This window comes from Candidatus Cloacimonadota bacterium, from assembly GCA_016932035.1.
Taxonomy (GTDB): domain Bacteria; phylum Cloacimonadota; class Cloacimonadia; order JGIOTU-2; family JGIOTU-2; genus Celaenobacter.
Genome location: JAFGDR010000023.1, coordinates 35,876 through 54,415, shown reverse-complemented (window position 1 = coordinate 54,415; position 18,540 = coordinate 35,876). Strand labels below are relative to the sequence as shown.

The window sequence follows — 18,540 nt, the reverse complement described above, 5'->3', positions numbered from 1 at the left end:
CTCCATTTAAACTGTCAAATTTTTTGCTGAATAAATCCTTTGGACCATATAATATACAAACTTATTTAAATCAACCGAAAATTGATTGCAAAAATGTTTTGTTGGATTGTTCGAGAAGTGTATTAATGTTATGAACGGATTCATTAAATGTATCGATATATTCTTTCGGAATAGGAGGTCCTGAAACATTATTGAGTGACAAAGGATTGATGGGAGCATCATGATGATAGATCGTATAATGAAGATGCGGTCCTGTTGACCATCCTGTTGAGCCGACATAACCGATTATTTCACCTTGAACAACCCGTTTTCCTACGTAGAGATTCTTAGCATACGAACTCAAATGACCGTAAAGCGTTTTATAGCCATTCGAATGCCGTATCATAACCGTATAACCATATCCGCCAGTATTCCCCTTTGGTGTTGGATGACCACCCTTCCACCCTTTATGAATGACCGTTCCATCTGCAGAGCTTGCTACAGGCGTACCGAGAGGGGCAGCATAATCCACGCCATTGTGCAGCCAGACCTGCTTTGTTATCGGGTGCAGGCGCATACCGAAATATGAGCTGATAAAAGAATAATTTAGTGGTGAACGGAGAAATGCTTTTTGAAATGATTCACCATACTCATTATAATAGCCATGAATGTTATTCCCATTATCAAAATAATACGCAGTCAGATCAAATAATTTCCCTTTATATGAAGCACCTAAAATCTCACCATACTGTAAAATTTCTCCATCATGACTGTATGCTTCATATACAATCGAGCAGGTATCCCCTTCTCGAGGATCTATAAAAAAGTCGATATCCCATTGAAAAATATCGCTGAACTTCATAACGAGCTGAGGATCAAGTCCCCCATTGATCAGTGTTTCGTATAATGAAGATTTCAGTATCGTTGTAAGAAGCTTAACCTCTTTTTCGAGTACGAGCTTTTCATGGAATACTTCGAATTCATCAGTCGAATCACGTGCAACAATATATTTTTCAATCTTATTAGGTGAATACTCAATTACCTGAACAATTCCAAGCGTATCAATTTTTAAATGAAAACTGTCATTAGGATGTGAATATCTCAGGTCATATATAGAGTTAAGTTCTTTGGTGATCTTGTATGCATCCTGATATGATACATTATTATCTAAAAGAACTGAGTATAAAGACTTTCCGGTTTTCAGTCTACCAATTACATGCTCATACGGATCAGGAGGTTCTATCTCTATTAATTCTTCCTGATGAGTACATGTGATCAAAATGACAACCAGTAGCAAGAGCAAAAACAGGTTCTTCATAGTAGTACGTTATAGTTCTCCTTTGATTGCAGCAAATGCAGCAGTGATAGGACTTGCCAGATATGTTTCTCCATCACCCTGCTTGCCTTTGAAATTTCTATTTGAAGTGGAAATTTGGACTTCACCTTTTCCAGTCATTCCAATTTGTCCGGAGGCGCATCCTCCACATCCCGGATTAGAGACGATCGCTCCTGCCTGAAAAAGGGCTTCTATCAAACCTTCTTGGAGCATTTGCCCATATACTTCCCGCGTTGCAGGAACTACTCGGAGCATTATTCCATCAGCAACATGGTTTCCTTTGAGAATATCTGCCAGATATCTCATATCCTCGATTCGTCCGTTTGTACAGGAACCGACAAAAACAGATCCGACTTTGAGTCCTTTGAGTTCTGAAACGTTCTTAACGTTATCTGGTTTTGGAGGACATGCTATTTGGGGTTGAAGATCTGTTACATCGATGTCAATCTCATCCGAGTATATGGCATCCTCATCAGCTGTGATGAAATTCTGATCTTCACCAGTTCTTTCAAGAAGCCATTGTGAGACATGAGGATTTTGTTCAGGAAATGCAACGATGCCGCCCATTTCTGTCATCATGCTACAAAGAGTAATATACTCAGCAAAACTTAAATCCTGCAGACAATCTCCATAATATTCAATACACTTTCCAAGTGCCCCCTTGCTGCCGATTCTCTTGAGAATGAATAGCACAAGGTCCTTCCCTGTGGAAGGATAGGAGAATTTGCCGTTAAGATTTATCTTTATTGTTTCAGGTACTTCAAACCAGGTTTTACCCGTTCTAAAACCAAATGCAATATCCTGATCTCCCATACCTTGTCCAAACGCATTAACAGCACCGAGTATGTTGAAATGACTGTCTGTTCCCACAAGGGTTCTCCCAGGCTGAGCAAAGCCTTTTTCCATAAGAATATGTGTACCGATTCCTGCATCGACATCATACACCTTAAGACCATTCTTTTTTGCATAATCACGGCAAATCTGCTGATTATTAGCATAAGGAATGGTTTTTGCGGGTGCAACCGTATCAAATGTGAAGAACACATTATCTTTATCTGGAAGTTCTGCGTCAGGATAATGCTTTTCTAAATTTTTCACAACATTCGGACCGCCAAAATCGCGAGCAGTCCGCACATCCAGCTTCATCCAGACGATCTTGCCTGCTGATACATCTTCATCTGAATGCATCTGAATTATTTTTTCAATGATTGTTTTTCCCATATTAATCCTAAGAATTTTCTTCTAACTCGACAGTAAAATGTCTGAGTAACTCTGGTTGATATGTTATTTTAAATCCTTTGAGCTTATCTTTGTTATCCATGACCTTTTTCAGCGTTTCGACAACATAGTCAAAATGTGCTCTTGTGTATACGCGACGAGGAATTGCAAGACGAACAAGCTCAAGGTCAGGATACACTGTTTTTCCCGTTTTTTCATCAGCATAAGCAAACATCAAACTTCCAATCTCCACTCCGCGTATCCCACCCTCAATATAGAGAGCAACTGCGAGTGATTGTGCTGGAAAATGCTTCTGTGGAATATTCGGTAAAATAGATAGTGCATCAAGATAGATCGCATGACCCCCCGGAGGTTGAACAATCGGTATACCATTCTCGAGCAAGCTTTCGCCAAGATAGGCTGTTTGTTCGATCCTGTATTTCAGGTAATCCTCATTTAAACCCTCTTTCAAACCGATAGCTACTGCTTCAAGATCACGACCCGACAATCCGCCATAGGTTCTGAAACCTTCAGTTATAATAAGCCTGCTGATAAGTTTTTTTGCTAACTCGCTGTCTCGGAGTGTGATAAAACCGCCAATATTAACAAGAGCATCCTTTTTTGCTGACATTGTTGCACCATCTGCATGTGCAAAGATCTCTTGTGCAATATACTTAATGGTTTTATTCTCATATCCCTTCTCTCTCATTTTGATGAAATAGGCATTTTCGGCATATCTACATGCGTCGATGAAAAGAGGAATATTATATTTTTTCCAAAAGGAATATACCTGCTTGATATTTTCCAGAGAAACCGGCTGACCACCACCACTATTGTTTGTGATCGTTATCATTGCAATTGGGATTTTGTCTACACCAACTTCATCCACAAGTTTTTGAAGTTTATTCAGGTCAATATTTCCTTTAAAAGGATGTATGCTTGCAGGATCAAGTCCTTCATCGATCACACAGGCAACAGGGATTCCCGCATTATTTCGTATATTTCCTTCTGTCGTATCGAAATGTATATTACTCGGAACATAATCACCCGGCTTTAATATTGATGAAAAGAGAAGCGCTTCAGCAGCTCGTCCTTGATGTGTTGGGATAACATTCTCGAATCCAAAAATACTTTTAACGGTGCCTTCAAAATGCTTGAAACTCCTGCTTCCAGCGTATGATTCATCACCCATCATTATTCCTGCCCACTGAGAATCACTCATCGCAGAAGTACCGCTATCCGTAAGGAGGTCAATGAAAATATCCTCTGCTTTCACGTTGAATAAGTTGTATTTAGCTTCTTTTATTTTTCTTATTCTTTGATCTTTGCTTAAGATCTTGATGGGTTCTACCATTTTAATTTTGAAAGGTTCAACAGGATATTTTGCCATGTGATCTCCTATCTATGCTTTTGTTGCGTTCTCTTCTATGAATCGAATAATGTCTTCTGAAGATGTTCCTGGAGTAAATATTGCTCTAATGCCGAGTGATTTTAAATATGGAATATCTTCATCAGGTATGACACCACCGGCAAAAACTATAATATCTTCAGCATCTTCCTTTTTGAGAATGCTCATGATTTTTTTAAAGAGGACATTATGCGCCCCAGAGAGTATGCTCATTCCAAGAAAATCCACATCTTCCTGAATAGCTGATGCTACGATCTGTTCAGGGGTTTGCCGAATACCTGTATAAATAACTTCATATCCTGCATCTCTGAGCGCTCGGGACACGAATTTTGCACCTCTATCATGACCATCAAGACCAGGTTTTGCAATCAATATTCTTATTTTTTTCATATTTATATATTCCTCTTAAAGTACTAATTGTTCGTTATATTCACCAAATTCTTCACGTAAGACATTACAAATCTCACCAAGGGTAGCATAGGTTTTGACTGCTTCAAGCAGGAAGGGTATGATATTCTCATTAGTACGAGCTACTTTTCGAATTTTCTCGAGACTTTCAATTACTTTTTGTTCACTACGTTCAGCCTTCACTTTGTGTAGTTTTTCTATCTGTTGCAGTTCAACTTTTTCATCGACTCTTAAAAGATTTTTGGGTGACTCTTCCTCAATAGTGAACTTATTAACACCAACAATTATTCGTTCATTTTTTTCAATTTGTTTCTGATATTTATATGCACTATCCTGGATCTGTTTTTGAACATATCCCTTTTCTATTGCTTCGACCATTCCCCCGAGTTCATCGATTTGGTTTATATATTCTTCAGCTTTTCTTTCAATATCTTCTGTCATCTTTTCTACAAAATATGAACCCGCAAGAGGATCGACAGTATTTGTTACTCCACTTTCATATCCAATAATCTGCTGTGTACGTAGCGCAATTCGCACAGAATCCTCTGTTGGGAGTGCAAGCGCTTCGTCTCGTGAGTTCGTGTGCAAAGACTGGGTTCCACCAAGCACTGCAGCAAGGGCTTGTATTGCAACCCGAACAATATTATTATCTGACTGCTGAGCTGTCAGTGTAGAACCTCCAGTCTGCGTATGAAAACGAAGCATTTGAGACTTCGGATTATCAGTATTGAACCTATCCTTCATAATACGTGCCCATAATCGTCTTGCAGCTCTAAATTTAGCTACTTCTTCAAAGAGATCATTATGAGCATTGAAGAAAAATGATACTCTCGGTGCAAAGTCGTCAACTTCGAGCTTTGCATCGATAGCTGCCTGGACGTAAGCAATACCATCAGCAAGTGTAAATGCAACTTCCTCAGCAGCAGTTGAACCTGCTTCCCGTATATGGTAGCCAGAAACTGAGATTGTATTCCAATATGGTACGTTCTGCGAACAGTACTCAAAAGTATTCGTAATGAGTCTCATTGATTGTTTTGGAGGAAAAATATAAGTACCACGTGCAATATATTCTTTCAATATATCATTTTGAATTGTACCTTTCAGCTTATCCGGTGTTACTCCCTGCTTCTCTGCAACAGCTAAATACATTGCAAGTATAATTGCAGCAGGTGCATTAATTGTCATTGAAGTAGATACTTTACCAAGTGGAATTCCATCAAAAAGAATTTCCATATCTGCAAGTGAATCAATTGCAACACCGACCTTTCCTACCTCTCCAGCACTCATAGGATCATCGGAATCATATCCTATTTGAGTGCAAAGATCGAAAGCGATAGACAAACCGGTCTGTCCCTGTGAAAGCAAATATTTATATCTCTGATTTGATTCTTCAGCAGAACCAAAACCAGCATATTGTCTCATCGTCCACAATCTCCCTCTATACATAGTTGGCTGGACTCCTCTCGTAAAGGGATAAAGACCAGGATAACCAATATCTTCATTATATTTTATCTTTTCAGTTTCTTCCGGTGTATAGAGACGTTCAACCTTTTCAGAAGACCCGGTCAGGAACTCTTTCTGCCGTTCTGGAAATCTCTCTGTCAGTTTCAAAACGAGTTCTTCATATTTCTTTTTCATGTTCACCTCTTCATGCATTAAAATGGCTATTTAAAAAGTATGTTGCAAGGGTAGTAAAGAAAAATAGGTCTTTTAAGCTAATTATTACCTTCCGGAAAAAAACATCCTTTTAATTCTTTTATTCTATTGGATAGAGCAACGTTCTTTTTATAATATTCTTCAAGTTTGTCGAGGGCAAATTTCAAATTCCACCCTTCTTCTTCGAGGATTTGCTGCTTGTCTTTGATAAGATGTTTTTCTATTTTGAGTTTTATTTTTTCAGCAAAGTGCAGGAAGTTGAGCATAGATTTATTCTCATCTCCCAAATAATGATACGCTATTGCAAGATTGAAATAAACCTTTGGATACTCATTATATTCTATCTCTCTCTTATAACTCTTTACCGATGCAATCCAATCTCCTTTTAGAGAAAGGATATACCCTTTCCAGAAAAAGAGCTGAGGGTAATATGGAGCTACTTTCTCAAGCTTCTGGTAGGTCTTTAATGCATTGACATCATCCTGCTGCATTGAGTACAAGAATCCTTTATGATAAAGCAGATCTGCGTTTTCAGGAATATACTTTGATGCCTTTTCTGCTTCAAGAATTGCAGACATCATTAGATTTGGATCTTTTTGTGCATATAATTCTTCTGATCGAGAAAAATGTTTTAATCCCTGAATTGTTCTCAATTGCTGATAAATACAAATGATCAAAACTACTACAAAAACTATAAGAATAAATTTTGAGACAAATCTAACCTTTGAACCATTTTCCTTATTATAATTTTGTGCGAGGAATCCTGTCAGCACAAAGAAATAAAAGAGAATTGGTGGAATTCGCATTGTAATAGAAAAGAGATTATGTATGAGAAGAAGCAGTAAAGAAAATCCTGCAGCATATAGAAAATATTTGTTTTTACTATTAATATTATTTTTAAAATTTTTGATAAGAGACAAAAAGAAAAGAAGAATTAATGCTATACCCACAATACCAGTCTCTGCCCATACCTCAATAAATTCGTTGTGTGCATGAGATATAATATCCTCTTGCCCATACAATTTATAGTCCTTTAATCTGTATTGGGGGAATTCTCTGACAAAAGTTCCAACACCAGATCCGAAAACAAAATTATGTTTGATATAGTGAACATCCGCTTGATAAATTCTCTCTCGAAAGATCAATGTTTGAGGACGTATTGTCCTGAATACATATATAGAGCCAATAATAAATATGATAATGATTACAGATAAACCTGCAATCAACCATTTCTTTTTATTTTTAATTGCATAAAAAAGAAAAATACAGATAAGAATAAGAAAAAAACTAACAAGCCCACCTCTTGATTGAGTCCAAAGTAAGAAGATCAGAACAATTGCTATGCTAGTTGCTGATATAACATGAATCCATTTTTCCTTTGATGTTTTCCATGAATATAACACAAATGCCAATGTAACTAATAGATAACTCGCAAGATAGTTAGCATTTGCCCAAGTGAGCTGAAGTCTCGAAAAGTTCGAAAAACTGGAATGCTTGGATTGGAGAAAAATTCCAAAAACGATTGATACAATAAAACTTAATAGAAATGTATTACTAATAAACAACATTTCATTCTTGTTCAAGTTGAGTTGAGAAAGAATTGCATAAAGTAAAAAATACGGGATGAGATAAACGAGTTGTTCAAATCCATAACTTGGAACTGGCTGGATGATTGTTCGTATAAATAAATATAGAATATATAAGCCGAGAATGATGAGTTGTTGGGAAATTTTTATTCTTTCAATATGCTTGTAAAGCAGAAAAGATATAAGTATGATAAGAATCAGGATTTGCTGAACGAGTATTTTAGTAGGAAAAAAAAGTTGTTTTTGAGTTGTAATAAAGAGCGGATTGATAAAGATAAGAATTGCTATCAATATAATAACTAGACTTATCTTGCTCTTCTTATCGCTGGTAAGAGATTTCATTCTTTCTAAAAAAAAAGCCCTACTCCGTTTCCAGAATAGGGCTTTAATATTAATTCATTATCTCATGAGTATCATCTTCTTAACAGAAGTGAAGTCATCAGATGAGATCTTGTAGAAATATACACCATTTGGTGCATCGCCAGGATTCCAAGTGGCTTCGCCATTTTCACCCTGAACTGTGTCAACAAGCTGACCAAGCACATTATAGATCTTGATCTGCGCGTTGTTCATTGGTGAATTCTTAATATGATAGCTAATAGTAGCATTGTTTGTTACCGGGTTCGGTACGCACTGCTTGAGATAGCTTAATTCACCTTGTGAACCAGGATCAACAGCATAATCTACGCGACCATAGATGTTGACGAAACGGTCACCTGAGGAATGTCCCCAAGTTGAAGGATCGCCTTCTGTGCCGTAAACACTGTGTCCGTAGTATGCTCCAACACCAAGGTAGTTACGAACCATGCTGTCAAATGCTGGGAAGTAACTTGCATCGACACCAGGTGCTCCACCTACCCATTGTCCACCGATCATTACAATGACATTACCAGTAATATGTAATGGTGTAGGAAGAACGAATTCAACCCAACCAAAATCATCACCATCAATGCCTGTACAATCGAATGAACCATAGTATAAGCTTGCGCCAGGAGTAAGATCATCAATGGCTTCGAAGATCTCAACTGTCCATGTGTCAACATCACCAGTTGAACCATAGTTGATTACCTGAGTCCAAACTGAATAGATATCAAATGATGTCATACGAGCACCATCGAAGATATCAAACCAGTTTCCACAGTATCCAGAAGTATAATAGTCTTCACTCCATACTCTGGAGTTATTACCGAATTCTGCCCATCCTGCGGGATATACTTCGACACCCCAGAAATAGGTAGAGTCGTTTGTGGGATCTTCATCGCCACCAACCTCTGTCCAGCCACAGAAATCATACCAGCCGGCACCCGGAAGTGCTGCTAGTTGAGTGAGCCAAGCGAGATCAAATTCGCCATAGCCGATTGCTGGAGGATTGTTATTGTAATAATCGAATGGAGTTGTACCATAATCAAGGTTATCCATTCTAAGCTGTGGACCTTCTATTGTTGTTCCGAAGTTTCCATAAACGATACCGGGACTATAATCCCATCCTTCGGTCGCACCATACGGCATTACATTGAACATTGCTGCCATATCATGAACAGGAAGGTTGGCTCCGGTTATCTGGATGTCATCGAACCAGAAACCTTCTCCGGATCCTGCATCATTCGCAAGAGTAGCCTTCATTTTCAGGATTACTTCTTCACCAGCATACATGGAAATGTCATATTTATCAGTAACATACCAATCTTCATCAGTATAAGTATCCAGGTATTCAAGCTCTTCAAGAACAACAACTGGAGGGGCTGGAATTAAGTTGGTTTCATCATAATCTGAGAATATTACTGTACCGTCTGCTGTAATATCAAGATTGTCAACCCAGAATCCCTGAGCAACAGTATAAGGATCTGATGCAAGAGCAAAACGGATTTGAACTGTTTCACCAAGATATGCAGCAAGGTCGAAAGTTCCTGCGAACCAGCCGGCAGGACTTGGACCACCCCAACCGGGATAGCTCAATGTGTCTGCTGGAAGTGAAGTATTTGCCCATCCTGCAAATGCAATAGTTACATTATAGGGATTTGCAGGATCTTCAAGGAATCCTTTTGTCGCCCAACCATCTGTAGAGATCTGGACGTTTGCAACATCCCAGCCGTTGAATGGTGGGTCTTCTCCACCTGGTGCTTCTGTATCATAATCAAGCATACATGTCAATGTGGCTTCACAAGCAGTGGTAAGATCAATGTCCGGTGTGTATAAATAGTAAATAGCACTGGTACCATACTCATGTGTTACTTCATCACCAGCATACCAGGATGTGCCAGAGTTATAAGCATTATAGGTTGAAGCATGCCAATCAATACCATCGGCTGTATTTCCAATGTAGAATGACCAATATTCATCTGAATATACTGCTTCAGGTAAGCTGCTTCTGTAAGCGTAATCTACCTGAACCAAAGCATAGTCATCACCTATAGTAAAGGGTTCTGAGCTGAGCCAGTTGTATCCTTGATATGCTGGATCATCAGCAATCCACCATGAATGATCGGGGCTATTATAATCAGTATCGACCCACTGCCATCTTCCTGCAATTTCAGGAATCCAGGGGTCAGTGTCGTGCTCTATGATTGCTTCGAGGCACCATTCGTAGTCTGCCCCCCAATCATTAACCATATAGGTCCAATCTTTTACTGTGGGAAGAACTTCAAGTGCACGATTATTTGTAGTCGCGCCATCATCTGAAAGAATACTAAGAGTATCACCAGCTTCTACACTATAGGTGATAAAGAAGTCTGCAGAGGGATCAACAGAAATTCCAAGACCAGAAAGATCTACGTAGTTCCAATCGTTAAGAATTGGTGTAACTGATACGCTGCCTAAACCGGCACCAGGATATCCTGTTCCATCATCCGCATAGACATGAACATCAGCGTCTCCACCATTTCCAGTGTACCAATAGAACCATGCACCTACAAGGTCGCCAGATCTATAAGCAGTAAAACGAGTTCCGAACTCAGAAGCTTCAACAGGAATAACCCAGTAATATGAAAGATTGGCATAATACCAAATATCATCTTCGGTTTCAAAGTTTTCCCAATATAAAAGTTGAACACCTTCTGGTTCTGGAGCGTCACGATGAGGGTCTACATTTTTAGGTGCAACTCTGTGAAGCTGTTCGCCAGGAGTAAAGTTAGAACGTGATTCAAAGTTTGAAGGTGTTCCTTTGCTCATTTCTCCACTTGTATAATTAACTGCAAATGCAAGTGAGGTAATGAACAAGGCCACGATCGTTAATCCAATAAGTTTTTTCATACCGTCTCCTCCGATTTTTTCAAATCAGATATTGTTAACATAATTATTTTAAAAACCTAATTTAGAAATTAACAAAAATCCCCTTCGGGTATAACCAGCAAGTAAATGATGAGATAAAACTGGTTTCAAGCCTAACATAGACATTAACGTTTCACTTTTTCTTTTTATAGCTTCATTATAATAATTTAATCAATAGTCTATAAAATCATTTCCAATATTTAGAATATAATTTTGACTTGTCAAATTTATTAAAGCGATAAGGAAGCATATATGCTATAATTAATGGAAAATAATAATTTTGAATGTGTCATCAATTCTTTTCGCATTAACAATTAGTTTATAAAAATATACTCCGTTTGACGGATTATCTCCATCATCATCTTTCCCATCCCAGTATATTTGATTATACCCAGCACGTAATTTTTGATCAGTTTTGATAGTTTTGATTTTTCTTCCCGCAACAGTAAAAATTTCAATATTTACGGTCGCATCTCCATCAAGGTAAAAGGTAAAATACGTATGGTCATTCATTGGATTTGGATAATTTAAAACAGTTCGAACATCAATATTATCTGGCTCTTTCACTTTAAATTCAATATCTTTAAAAGCAACCTCATTGAGATTATCAAAAACTTCCAATCGCATTGTGTGTATGCCTGCAGGAATGGATTCAAGCTGGTATTCAATACTGCCAGTTATATACGAATTTAGATCGTATACAAAATTCTCTGTTATGTTGTATTCAGACTCATTATCGACTGTAAGTAAAATACGGTGTCCTGGATAATTTGTTATATTTACTCCATTGCTATCGATTATCTCAACATTTACTAACGGAGAAGATGATACATAATCTCCACTCTTAAAGCTATCGTTATCCAACCACATAGTAATTCTGGGAGGACCGTCGTTCTCTGCTTCTGCATAGCCATTGATAATGAGATCATGATCAGCAGTGCTTGTTCGTTTATTATACCGAAGTAAAATATCAACATCTTTTTCATTCGAAGTTCCAATTGAGTAACTCAATACCTGCCCTTCCTGACCTCCAAGCACATCATCCGGCACAACAAATCCAAGATCAAATTCGTTATTTTCTGAGGAAACAGGACCTTTAAAAATTCCCTCTCCTTTAAGAACTATCGCAAGGTATCTTATTTCCCAAGAACCGGTATTAGGATCACGGTAATCATAAGGATAGTCTTTTGAATAGTCTGTATCAAATACAACGTTGAAAACCTCATCAAATTCATAACCAGTTGTATCAATGATACCAATCATTTCTGCAGTCTGTCGTGCTTTGAGTGAATCTGCATATTCTGCAGGGATGGTTATATCACCTCGTACAGCAGGAAGTGCAGTTTTCAGCATAGGATTTCCAAGAAGGAGATATTTTTCGTAGGATTTCGATGGAGAACCACCCTTTGATGCAAGCACTGCCTGACCGATCGTTATACCTTCATCAGCGTCATTTACAACCAGTGCAACAATATCAGAGCACGGACCATATCCTCCTTTGCGTGCTGATGCAAATACTGCTATAGAACCTTTACCTTTTGAATAGAGCATTCTTTCTGCCATTGATTCAATGGTGTTTGAATCAAACAAGCCAATATCACATGATGCGGCAAGGAAGAAGTTTAAGGAATAAGCATTAGTGAGTTTGGAAATATCTCTACTTGACCGGAAATATTCCTCATCCCCTATCACATCATATCCGCCATGCCCGATATAGTAAAAAACTGCAGCTCCGTTATTGATCATTTTGATCAAATCATCATTGGCTTCGGGTTTACTTTGAAATTCATCGAGTGGATACATAATACCGTAGTTTTTGAGTAATTCAACATTATACTCGATTCTTCGAGCACAACTTTCTGCATGAGTAGTGTGACCTGTTTCAGTATTTTTTCCCTGTTTTAGAAAATCGTCCGCACTTAAAATAACTCGGTTCCGCCAATATCCCCAACTGGGTTGTGTAACATAATTAATATTCTTCTCTATCATGATCTCCATTTGAGTATCGGTATATCCAGGAAGACGCCCGATCATGAGAGAGGGATTTGTTTTGTTCAAAAAGTAAACGAAATAATCATCTGATGCAACAGTTCCTTCAACAAACGGAAGTATTTTATTTTTCTCTTCGGAACCCTGTTCGTATCCTCTAAAATCATTTGTTCCGTCACCGACAAGAAGACAATATGCCAGTTTCTTTGAAGGATCAAATGCATAATAATCATAGACATAATTCAAAAAATAACGTATTGCAACAACGTCTGTCAATCCCCAGGAAAATTCATCATATACATCATTTATATTTACCACTAAAACATTCAAGTCATCATATTGATGATGAACATCAGCTAAATCCGTGGAAAGGTCCCAGAATTGTTCTGGTGTAATAATGATCGCTTCTGTATTCGCAAGCGTTGAATCGCTTCTCAGGTAGGAATCAGCTATAAGCGAACCATTTAAATACATCTGAGGTTTTAGTTTTTCTTCAATATCAGGAACGATGTAGCCACCGCTGTTGACAATGCAGAATTTAGTGTCTTCAGCTTCTGAAAGTGCATCGAATGATAGTGTTGAACCCGAAAGTTGGTAGTCAGTAATTTTAGCAACCTGATTAAACTCAGTTACTTTGAACAAACTTAATTCATTACTTGAAACATTCGTGACATTAACCGTATATTCAACATTGTCTTGCGGCAAGGTTAATGCAAGGTAGTCATTCTGCATTTTGAGATTTTTTGTATAGGACACTTCATAATAATCAAAATAGAGTGTCTGCGAACCTGAAGTGGTTTCAACAACCTTTAACTCGTTCTTACCGTTTGTTAGAAAATTACCGGTAAACGTTACTTTGGATGATGACCAAGTATAATCAGTTAAAAGTGTATTATTAACATACACATCTAAATAAGCTGAGTAAGGACGATAATTGAACCTGAGAGAGATTTGTTGAGGTTCTGAAGTATTGAGATCAGAAACATTAAAGTCAAAATATTTTGTGCTTGCACCGCTGCCCGTAAAACTCGACCAGTACCATACGATCTCAAGCGGATCAGTCCTGATTTGTTCTTCTTCAATATGTTCTGAGAAAATATATGTATTGAGTGATTCACGCTCTTTAGTATTTTCCGAAGAAAATGCTGGATTTTTTAAAAGAGAAAGATCTGTGTTATATGTAAGCCAATAAGTATTTTCTCCAGTGTAAGGATTGTAGTATTGATCATAATCCTCGTTCAAGTCAAATCCATTGGTTCCGCGAACATAAAAATATATCGTAAAATCAGAACCTGATTCTTTTACAAAAACTGGAATTTCTTCGAAAGGATAAAGTGTCGAATAAACTGAACGATTCTGCGAGAATCCCCCGCCATTGAATATCTTTATCTTATAAGGATCTAGATTGTCTACATCTGCACCAGCTTGAGAGAGATTCTGCTTGGTTATTTTACAAATGCCTTCATCTGAAATCTGTATTCTGAACCATCTGTGTGCCTGAGAAAACGGATTAAACTGCTTACCCTCTTCTGCTGCAGAACTCCAACCTTTAGCAACATCGAAGTTTATGATTGCATTCTTAAAGACCAATTCAAAATTTTCGTCTGTGAAAAGTGACTGCTTTTTGTTTCCAGATAAAGAAAATGATATATTGAGATTTTTGATTATTTTTAATGTGTTATTGTCAACAATGAACGGACGGATCGAAACTTTCACGACCTGTTGCTGTCTCCAGAAATATGGTTCGGAGATTTCAAGAATCTCTTTCGAATTTTCAAGCTGATATTTCTGCTTATCTAAATTGTAAACCGGACGATATGTGTCTTTGGAAGGGTCGTCAACAAATGCTGGGAAAGGTGCAATTGGAGCCTTGATATCAATGAAATGTTCATCTTTTGATAGAATCGTAGCATAGGTATTTCCATTAACAGGGACACCAACCAGGAATGAATAAATTGGCAGATCGATCTTTCCCTCGATCTCTTCCCGCATAAGATCAGGGCAATCAATATATACAAAGTCACTTTTCGAAATAAGTTCATATCCCGGCAGAGTGAATTCAATAGTTAGATTATCTGCATTAGATTTGATAACTGAAACCGGCGAGTGTGCCAATAATGGGCAGGAAATGAAAACACCCACCAGTAATACAATAATAGATAATCTGTTTTTATTCAAAATAGATTTTAGCTTGCTTCAAAGTTTTTTACAAATTTACTTAACCTTGATTTTTTTCTATCGGCATTATTGCGATGAATAACTCCCCTTTTCACTGCTTTATCAATAAGAGAATAAGCTTGCACTAACAATGATTCCATTTCCTTTTTATCAGTACTCTTCTTGATCTTCTTCATGATCGTACTTATGCTTTTTTTAACATAATGATTACGTTCCTTCTTTTTCTCGTCTGAACGCAATCTTTTTTCACAAGATTTATGATCTGGCATTCAATCTCCTAAATTATATAATTTGAGCAATAAAATTGCTGTATGTATTTATTTGTCAACCTTTGCAATGATGATTTTTATCTCCTCAACATCTTGATAACGAGCTTCTTCATAACAAATAGATTTAATAGGGAAATTATAAAAAAAAATAGAAGTGAGATAAGGATATTTTTTAAGAATATAATGTGAAGCATGCCAGTAATAATTGCGGCTGAGCCAAAGCTTAAGAAAATCACTTGATCACTTAATATTTCTATAAACATTAAAATAAGTCCAGTAACAATTAATAAAAGCCAGGCAGTCATTGAACAAAAGCTTTATTTCGTATCTTTATCTTCACTCTCATCTTTTTCTAAATGTTCCTCAACTTCACTCTTTGGTTTTCTAATATATTTTCTTTTTATCTTCTTGCGGTTGCCGTAATCATAACCATGGCCATATGATGAAGAACCATATCTACCATAACCACCATATCCACTATAACCACTATACCTTGAAGGTTGACCATGAGTTGTTTTAATACCAAGAACTGAAAAGAGTTTTGTAAAAAGTATTAGTATAAAATATATTACAAAAAGACCTATTGAAATAAAGAGTAGTGAAACAGCAAAAGTTATGAGGAAAGTCTTCAAAGCACTCTCGGTTACATCAGTTCTGGAAACAAAATGAGAAACTTCGATTTTTGCAAGGACGTTATTCATGTGCTGCTTTCTTTCTGCGAGAGTCTGTCTAAGTGAGTCGAGTATGTTGCTCTGCCGTTGCAAGTTTTCTTGAAGACTCTCTGTTTCATAAACACTGCGTACTTGAGAAAGATCATTTAATATTTTCTCTTTTACCTTTTCTTCATCCTTGATTCTTTGATTAAGAAATTCAGCTGAAGCTGATTCAGCCGATTGTACAAGTTCATCCGAGGATAACTCTTCATGGTCACGTAATGAAATAATAATACTTTTATATTTATCACGTGGTATTTCAATAAGTTTTGTTAAGTTATTTGATGAAATTTTCGAGTAAATTGTATTAAGATCATTTTCGATTATACAGTCATCGATCTCGTTTTTCAAATCCTTGATTTCTGGAGTTATATAGTTAAGTTCAACCTTGGTGTCATATTTTGAATGCTGGAACATTTCTTGAGCTTTTTTAGGTGCATGCCCCATTACATCGGAAGGTTTAAGAAAAGCATTGATTATATCCGATTTGTTAAATGCAATTATAAATGCTACAATAATTATACCAAGCATAATAAAATTCTTAATTCTTCTCGATAGATATAAAGATGCCATTATTTCTCCTTCGTTCCAATATGTTTATTAAGTTTTCTAATCTCTTTTTTGGAAATACATCCATATGTAACAGTTGCTATTACTAACAAAATAACTCCTAGGCTAACTGTAATGACTTTAATATTTACCCCTACAAACGATAATGAATTTATTTTGTCAACATCAATAATATAAAAATACATTCCAAGACTGATGATGATAACAGCAAGTTTACCATAAAAACTTGAGCTTGGAATTTGATGATGTTTCGTTATAAGCAAGTATCCTCCAACCAGGATCATGAGTTCCAATATTATGATTATATAAAATGCCCATCCTGGGAAACCTCTATAAACATAGAGATAAATAAGAACAGCTACAGTAAATATCTTGTCTATTACCGGATCAAGGATCTTGCCGATAGTTGTTGCCTGATGAAGTATTTTTGCCAGGAATCCATCGAGAACGTCAGTAAAACCGGCTAGTAGTATTAGAATAAATGCTTGAATGTTTTGCTGTCTGTTAAGAGCGACGAGTACAAAAGGTAAGATGATCAAACGAACCATTGTTACAATATTTGGAACAGACAGTACTGTCTTAGGATCAAAATCTGCTCGAGCGAATCCGTCTTTTTTTGTGTACATTAACCGATAAATTTTTCTCTTACTATTTTTGCAAAACTCTTGTCCGGCAACTTTATAAATCTTGATTGATATACAGATTTTTTTATCAATATTTCAATATTTTTATCTACAGCATCAACATTTTCACCATCAATTGCAATACAGACCTGGCTATCACCTTTGATGTAATTTATTGTAAGGGACATGTCAGCAGATAAGATGAATGGTTTGATAAACTGATTATGAGGATTTATCGGTGTTAAAAGTAATACATTCGTACTTGGAAAAGCTATCGATCCACCAGCTGATATATTATAACCGGTTGAACCAGTTGGTGTCGAGACAACAAGCCCATCAGCTTCGATATTAAAGAGGAATTCTTGATTTCCAAACACCTCAAAGGTAAGCATCTTTGGGTATATTCCTTTATAAAGAACACAGTCATTCAGGGCATATCGAATTTCAGCTCTATCAAGTGCGGGAAGATATTCTAAAACCATTCTTTCTTCGATTGAATATGAATCGTTCTTCAATGCTGAGATCACAAATTCAAACTCATGTTTATCACATTCAGACAGAAATCCAAGTTTGCCGTGATTGAATCCAAGTATTGGTATTCCCTTTTTCAGAACCAACTTTGAAGCGAGAAGAATAGTACCATCTCCTCCAAGTACAATAAGTGAATCAATATTATCTTTTGTAAATGCTTGAACATATGAAATATTCTCTAACCTGTCCCGCTTTTGGCTTCCTAAAAGTGAAACATTAAAGCTGTTCTTTACAAGAAACTCAATATGGGATTGGAGTTTTTGAATATTTTTAAACAACGTTGGATTATAGAATATTCCGATATTTTGCATAGAGTGAGAAATGCCGATATGCGGCAGTCGTGTCAACAAAAATGGAATTTTAGGATTTTTTTTGAAAATGTTGACATGCGAGAAGAGTGCTTCGGATTATATCATCCTAATTTACAGAATATGTGAAATCTAAACGGAGGATTAGTCCTAATTGGTAAGGCAGCGGTCTTGAAAACCGCCGGGCTCTGCCCTTGGGGGTTCGAGTCCCTCATCCTCCGCCATTTTGTTCTTTTAGGAGAGGTGACCGAGTTGGCTTAAGGTGCGCGCCTGCTAAGCGTGTGTAGGAGTAACATCTTACCCAGGGTTCGAATCCCTGCCTCTCCGCCATCTATAGAAATGTGGGTCGTCGCCAAGTGGAAAGGCACAGGGTTTTGGTCCCTGCATCCGGAGGTTCGAATCCTCCCGACCCAGCCATTTATAACCATGGGGTGTCGTCTAATGGCAAGACAGCAGACTCTGGATCTGCCTATTGGGGTTCGAATCCCTGCACCCCAGCCA

Annotated in this window: 12 protein-coding genes and 4 tRNA genes; 4 read left to right on the top strand and 12 right to left on the bottom strand. The window is 37.2% G+C overall.

Features of this window, described 5'->3' with window-relative positions:
- Positions 1-70 precede the first annotated feature (70 nt).
- The 12 genes from JW794_03585 to JW794_03530 form a co-directional block, all read right to left on the bottom strand.
- The gene (locus JW794_03585; GenBank protein MBN2017201.1) at positions 71-1,297 is read right to left on the bottom strand and encodes a M23 family metallopeptidase; all 1,227 of its coding nucleotides are present in this window, start codon (positions 1,295-1,297) and stop codon (positions 71-73) included.
- A 9-nt stretch (positions 1,298-1,306) separates the two neighbouring features.
- On the bottom strand, positions 1,307-2,536 hold the full coding sequence (locus JW794_03580) for a 3-isopropylmalate dehydratase large subunit (GenBank protein MBN2017200.1): 1,230 nt from the start codon (positions 2,534-2,536) through the stop codon (positions 1,307-1,309).
- Between the two features lie 7 nt (positions 2,537-2,543).
- Entirely contained in the window at positions 2,544-3,923 is a 1,380-nt protein-coding gene (locus tag JW794_03575) for a tryptophanase (GenBank protein MBN2017199.1), read from the bottom strand.
- 12 nt (positions 3,924-3,935) lie between these two features.
- On the bottom strand, positions 3,936-4,331 hold the full coding sequence (locus JW794_03570; protein ID MBN2017198.1) for a cobalamin B12-binding domain-containing protein: 396 nt from the start codon (positions 4,329-4,331) through the stop codon (positions 3,936-3,938).
- Between the two features lie 15 nt (positions 4,332-4,346).
- Positions 4,347-6,005, bottom strand: coding sequence for a methylmalonyl-CoA mutase family protein (locus tag JW794_03565; protein MBN2017197.1), 1,659 nt, complete (start codon positions 6,003-6,005; stop codon positions 4,347-4,349).
- Positions 6,006-6,064: 59 nt separating this feature from the next.
- The gene (locus JW794_03560; GenBank protein ID MBN2017196.1) at positions 6,065-7,933 is read right to left on the bottom strand and encodes an O-antigen ligase family protein; all 1,869 of its coding nucleotides are present in this window, start codon (positions 7,931-7,933) and stop codon (positions 6,065-6,067) included.
- A gap of 57 nt (positions 7,934-7,990) precedes the next feature.
- Positions 7,991-10,840, bottom strand: coding sequence for a T9SS type A sorting domain-containing protein (locus JW794_03555; GenBank protein ID MBN2017195.1), 2,850 nt, complete (start codon positions 10,838-10,840; stop codon positions 7,991-7,993).
- 279 nt (positions 10,841-11,119) lie between these two features.
- Positions 11,120-14,989 (bottom strand): type IX secretion system sortase PorU, encoded by a 3,870-nt coding sequence (gene porU / locus JW794_03550; GenBank protein MBN2017194.1) that lies wholly within the window; start codon positions 14,987-14,989, stop codon positions 11,120-11,122.
- A 44-nt stretch (positions 14,990-15,033) separates the two neighbouring features.
- Complete coding sequence (rpsT, locus tag JW794_03545) at positions 15,034-15,294, bottom strand: 30S ribosomal protein S20 (protein ID MBN2017193.1); 261 nt, start codon at positions 15,292-15,294, stop codon at positions 15,034-15,036.
- Positions 15,295-15,611: 317 nt separating this feature from the next.
- A complete protein-coding gene (locus JW794_03540; GenBank protein ID MBN2017192.1) occupies positions 15,612-16,580 on the bottom strand; it encodes a hypothetical protein in 969 nt (322 codons plus the stop codon).
- Positions 16,580-17,203, bottom strand: coding sequence for a CDP-alcohol phosphatidyltransferase family protein (locus JW794_03535; protein MBN2017191.1), 624 nt, complete (start codon positions 17,201-17,203; stop codon positions 16,580-16,582). Before JW794_03535 ends, JW794_03540 begins: the two co-directional genes overlap by 1 nt.
- Positions 17,203-18,042: an NAD(+)/NADH kinase gene (locus JW794_03530; protein ID MBN2017190.1), complete on the bottom strand. Its 840-nt coding sequence runs from the start codon at positions 18,040-18,042 to the stop codon at positions 17,203-17,205. The genes JW794_03535 and JW794_03530 overlap by 1 nt, the downstream gene beginning before the upstream one ends.
- Positions 18,043-18,177: 135 nt before the next feature.
- Between JW794_03530 and JW794_03525 the strand changes: the two genes are divergently transcribed.
- The 4 genes from JW794_03525 to JW794_03510 all read left to right on the top strand — a co-directional run bounded on the left by JW794_03525 (position 18,178) and on the right by JW794_03510 (position 18,540).
- Positions 18,178-18,263, top strand: a tRNA-Ser gene (locus JW794_03525).
- A gap of 13 nt (positions 18,264-18,276) precedes the next feature.
- Positions 18,277-18,369 (top strand) — tRNA-Ser (locus tag JW794_03520).
- Positions 18,370-18,381: 12 nt separating this feature from the next.
- Positions 18,382-18,456, top strand: a tRNA-Gln gene (locus JW794_03515).
- 10 nt (positions 18,457-18,466) lie between these two features.
- A tRNA-Gln gene (locus tag JW794_03510) sits at positions 18,467-18,540 on the top strand.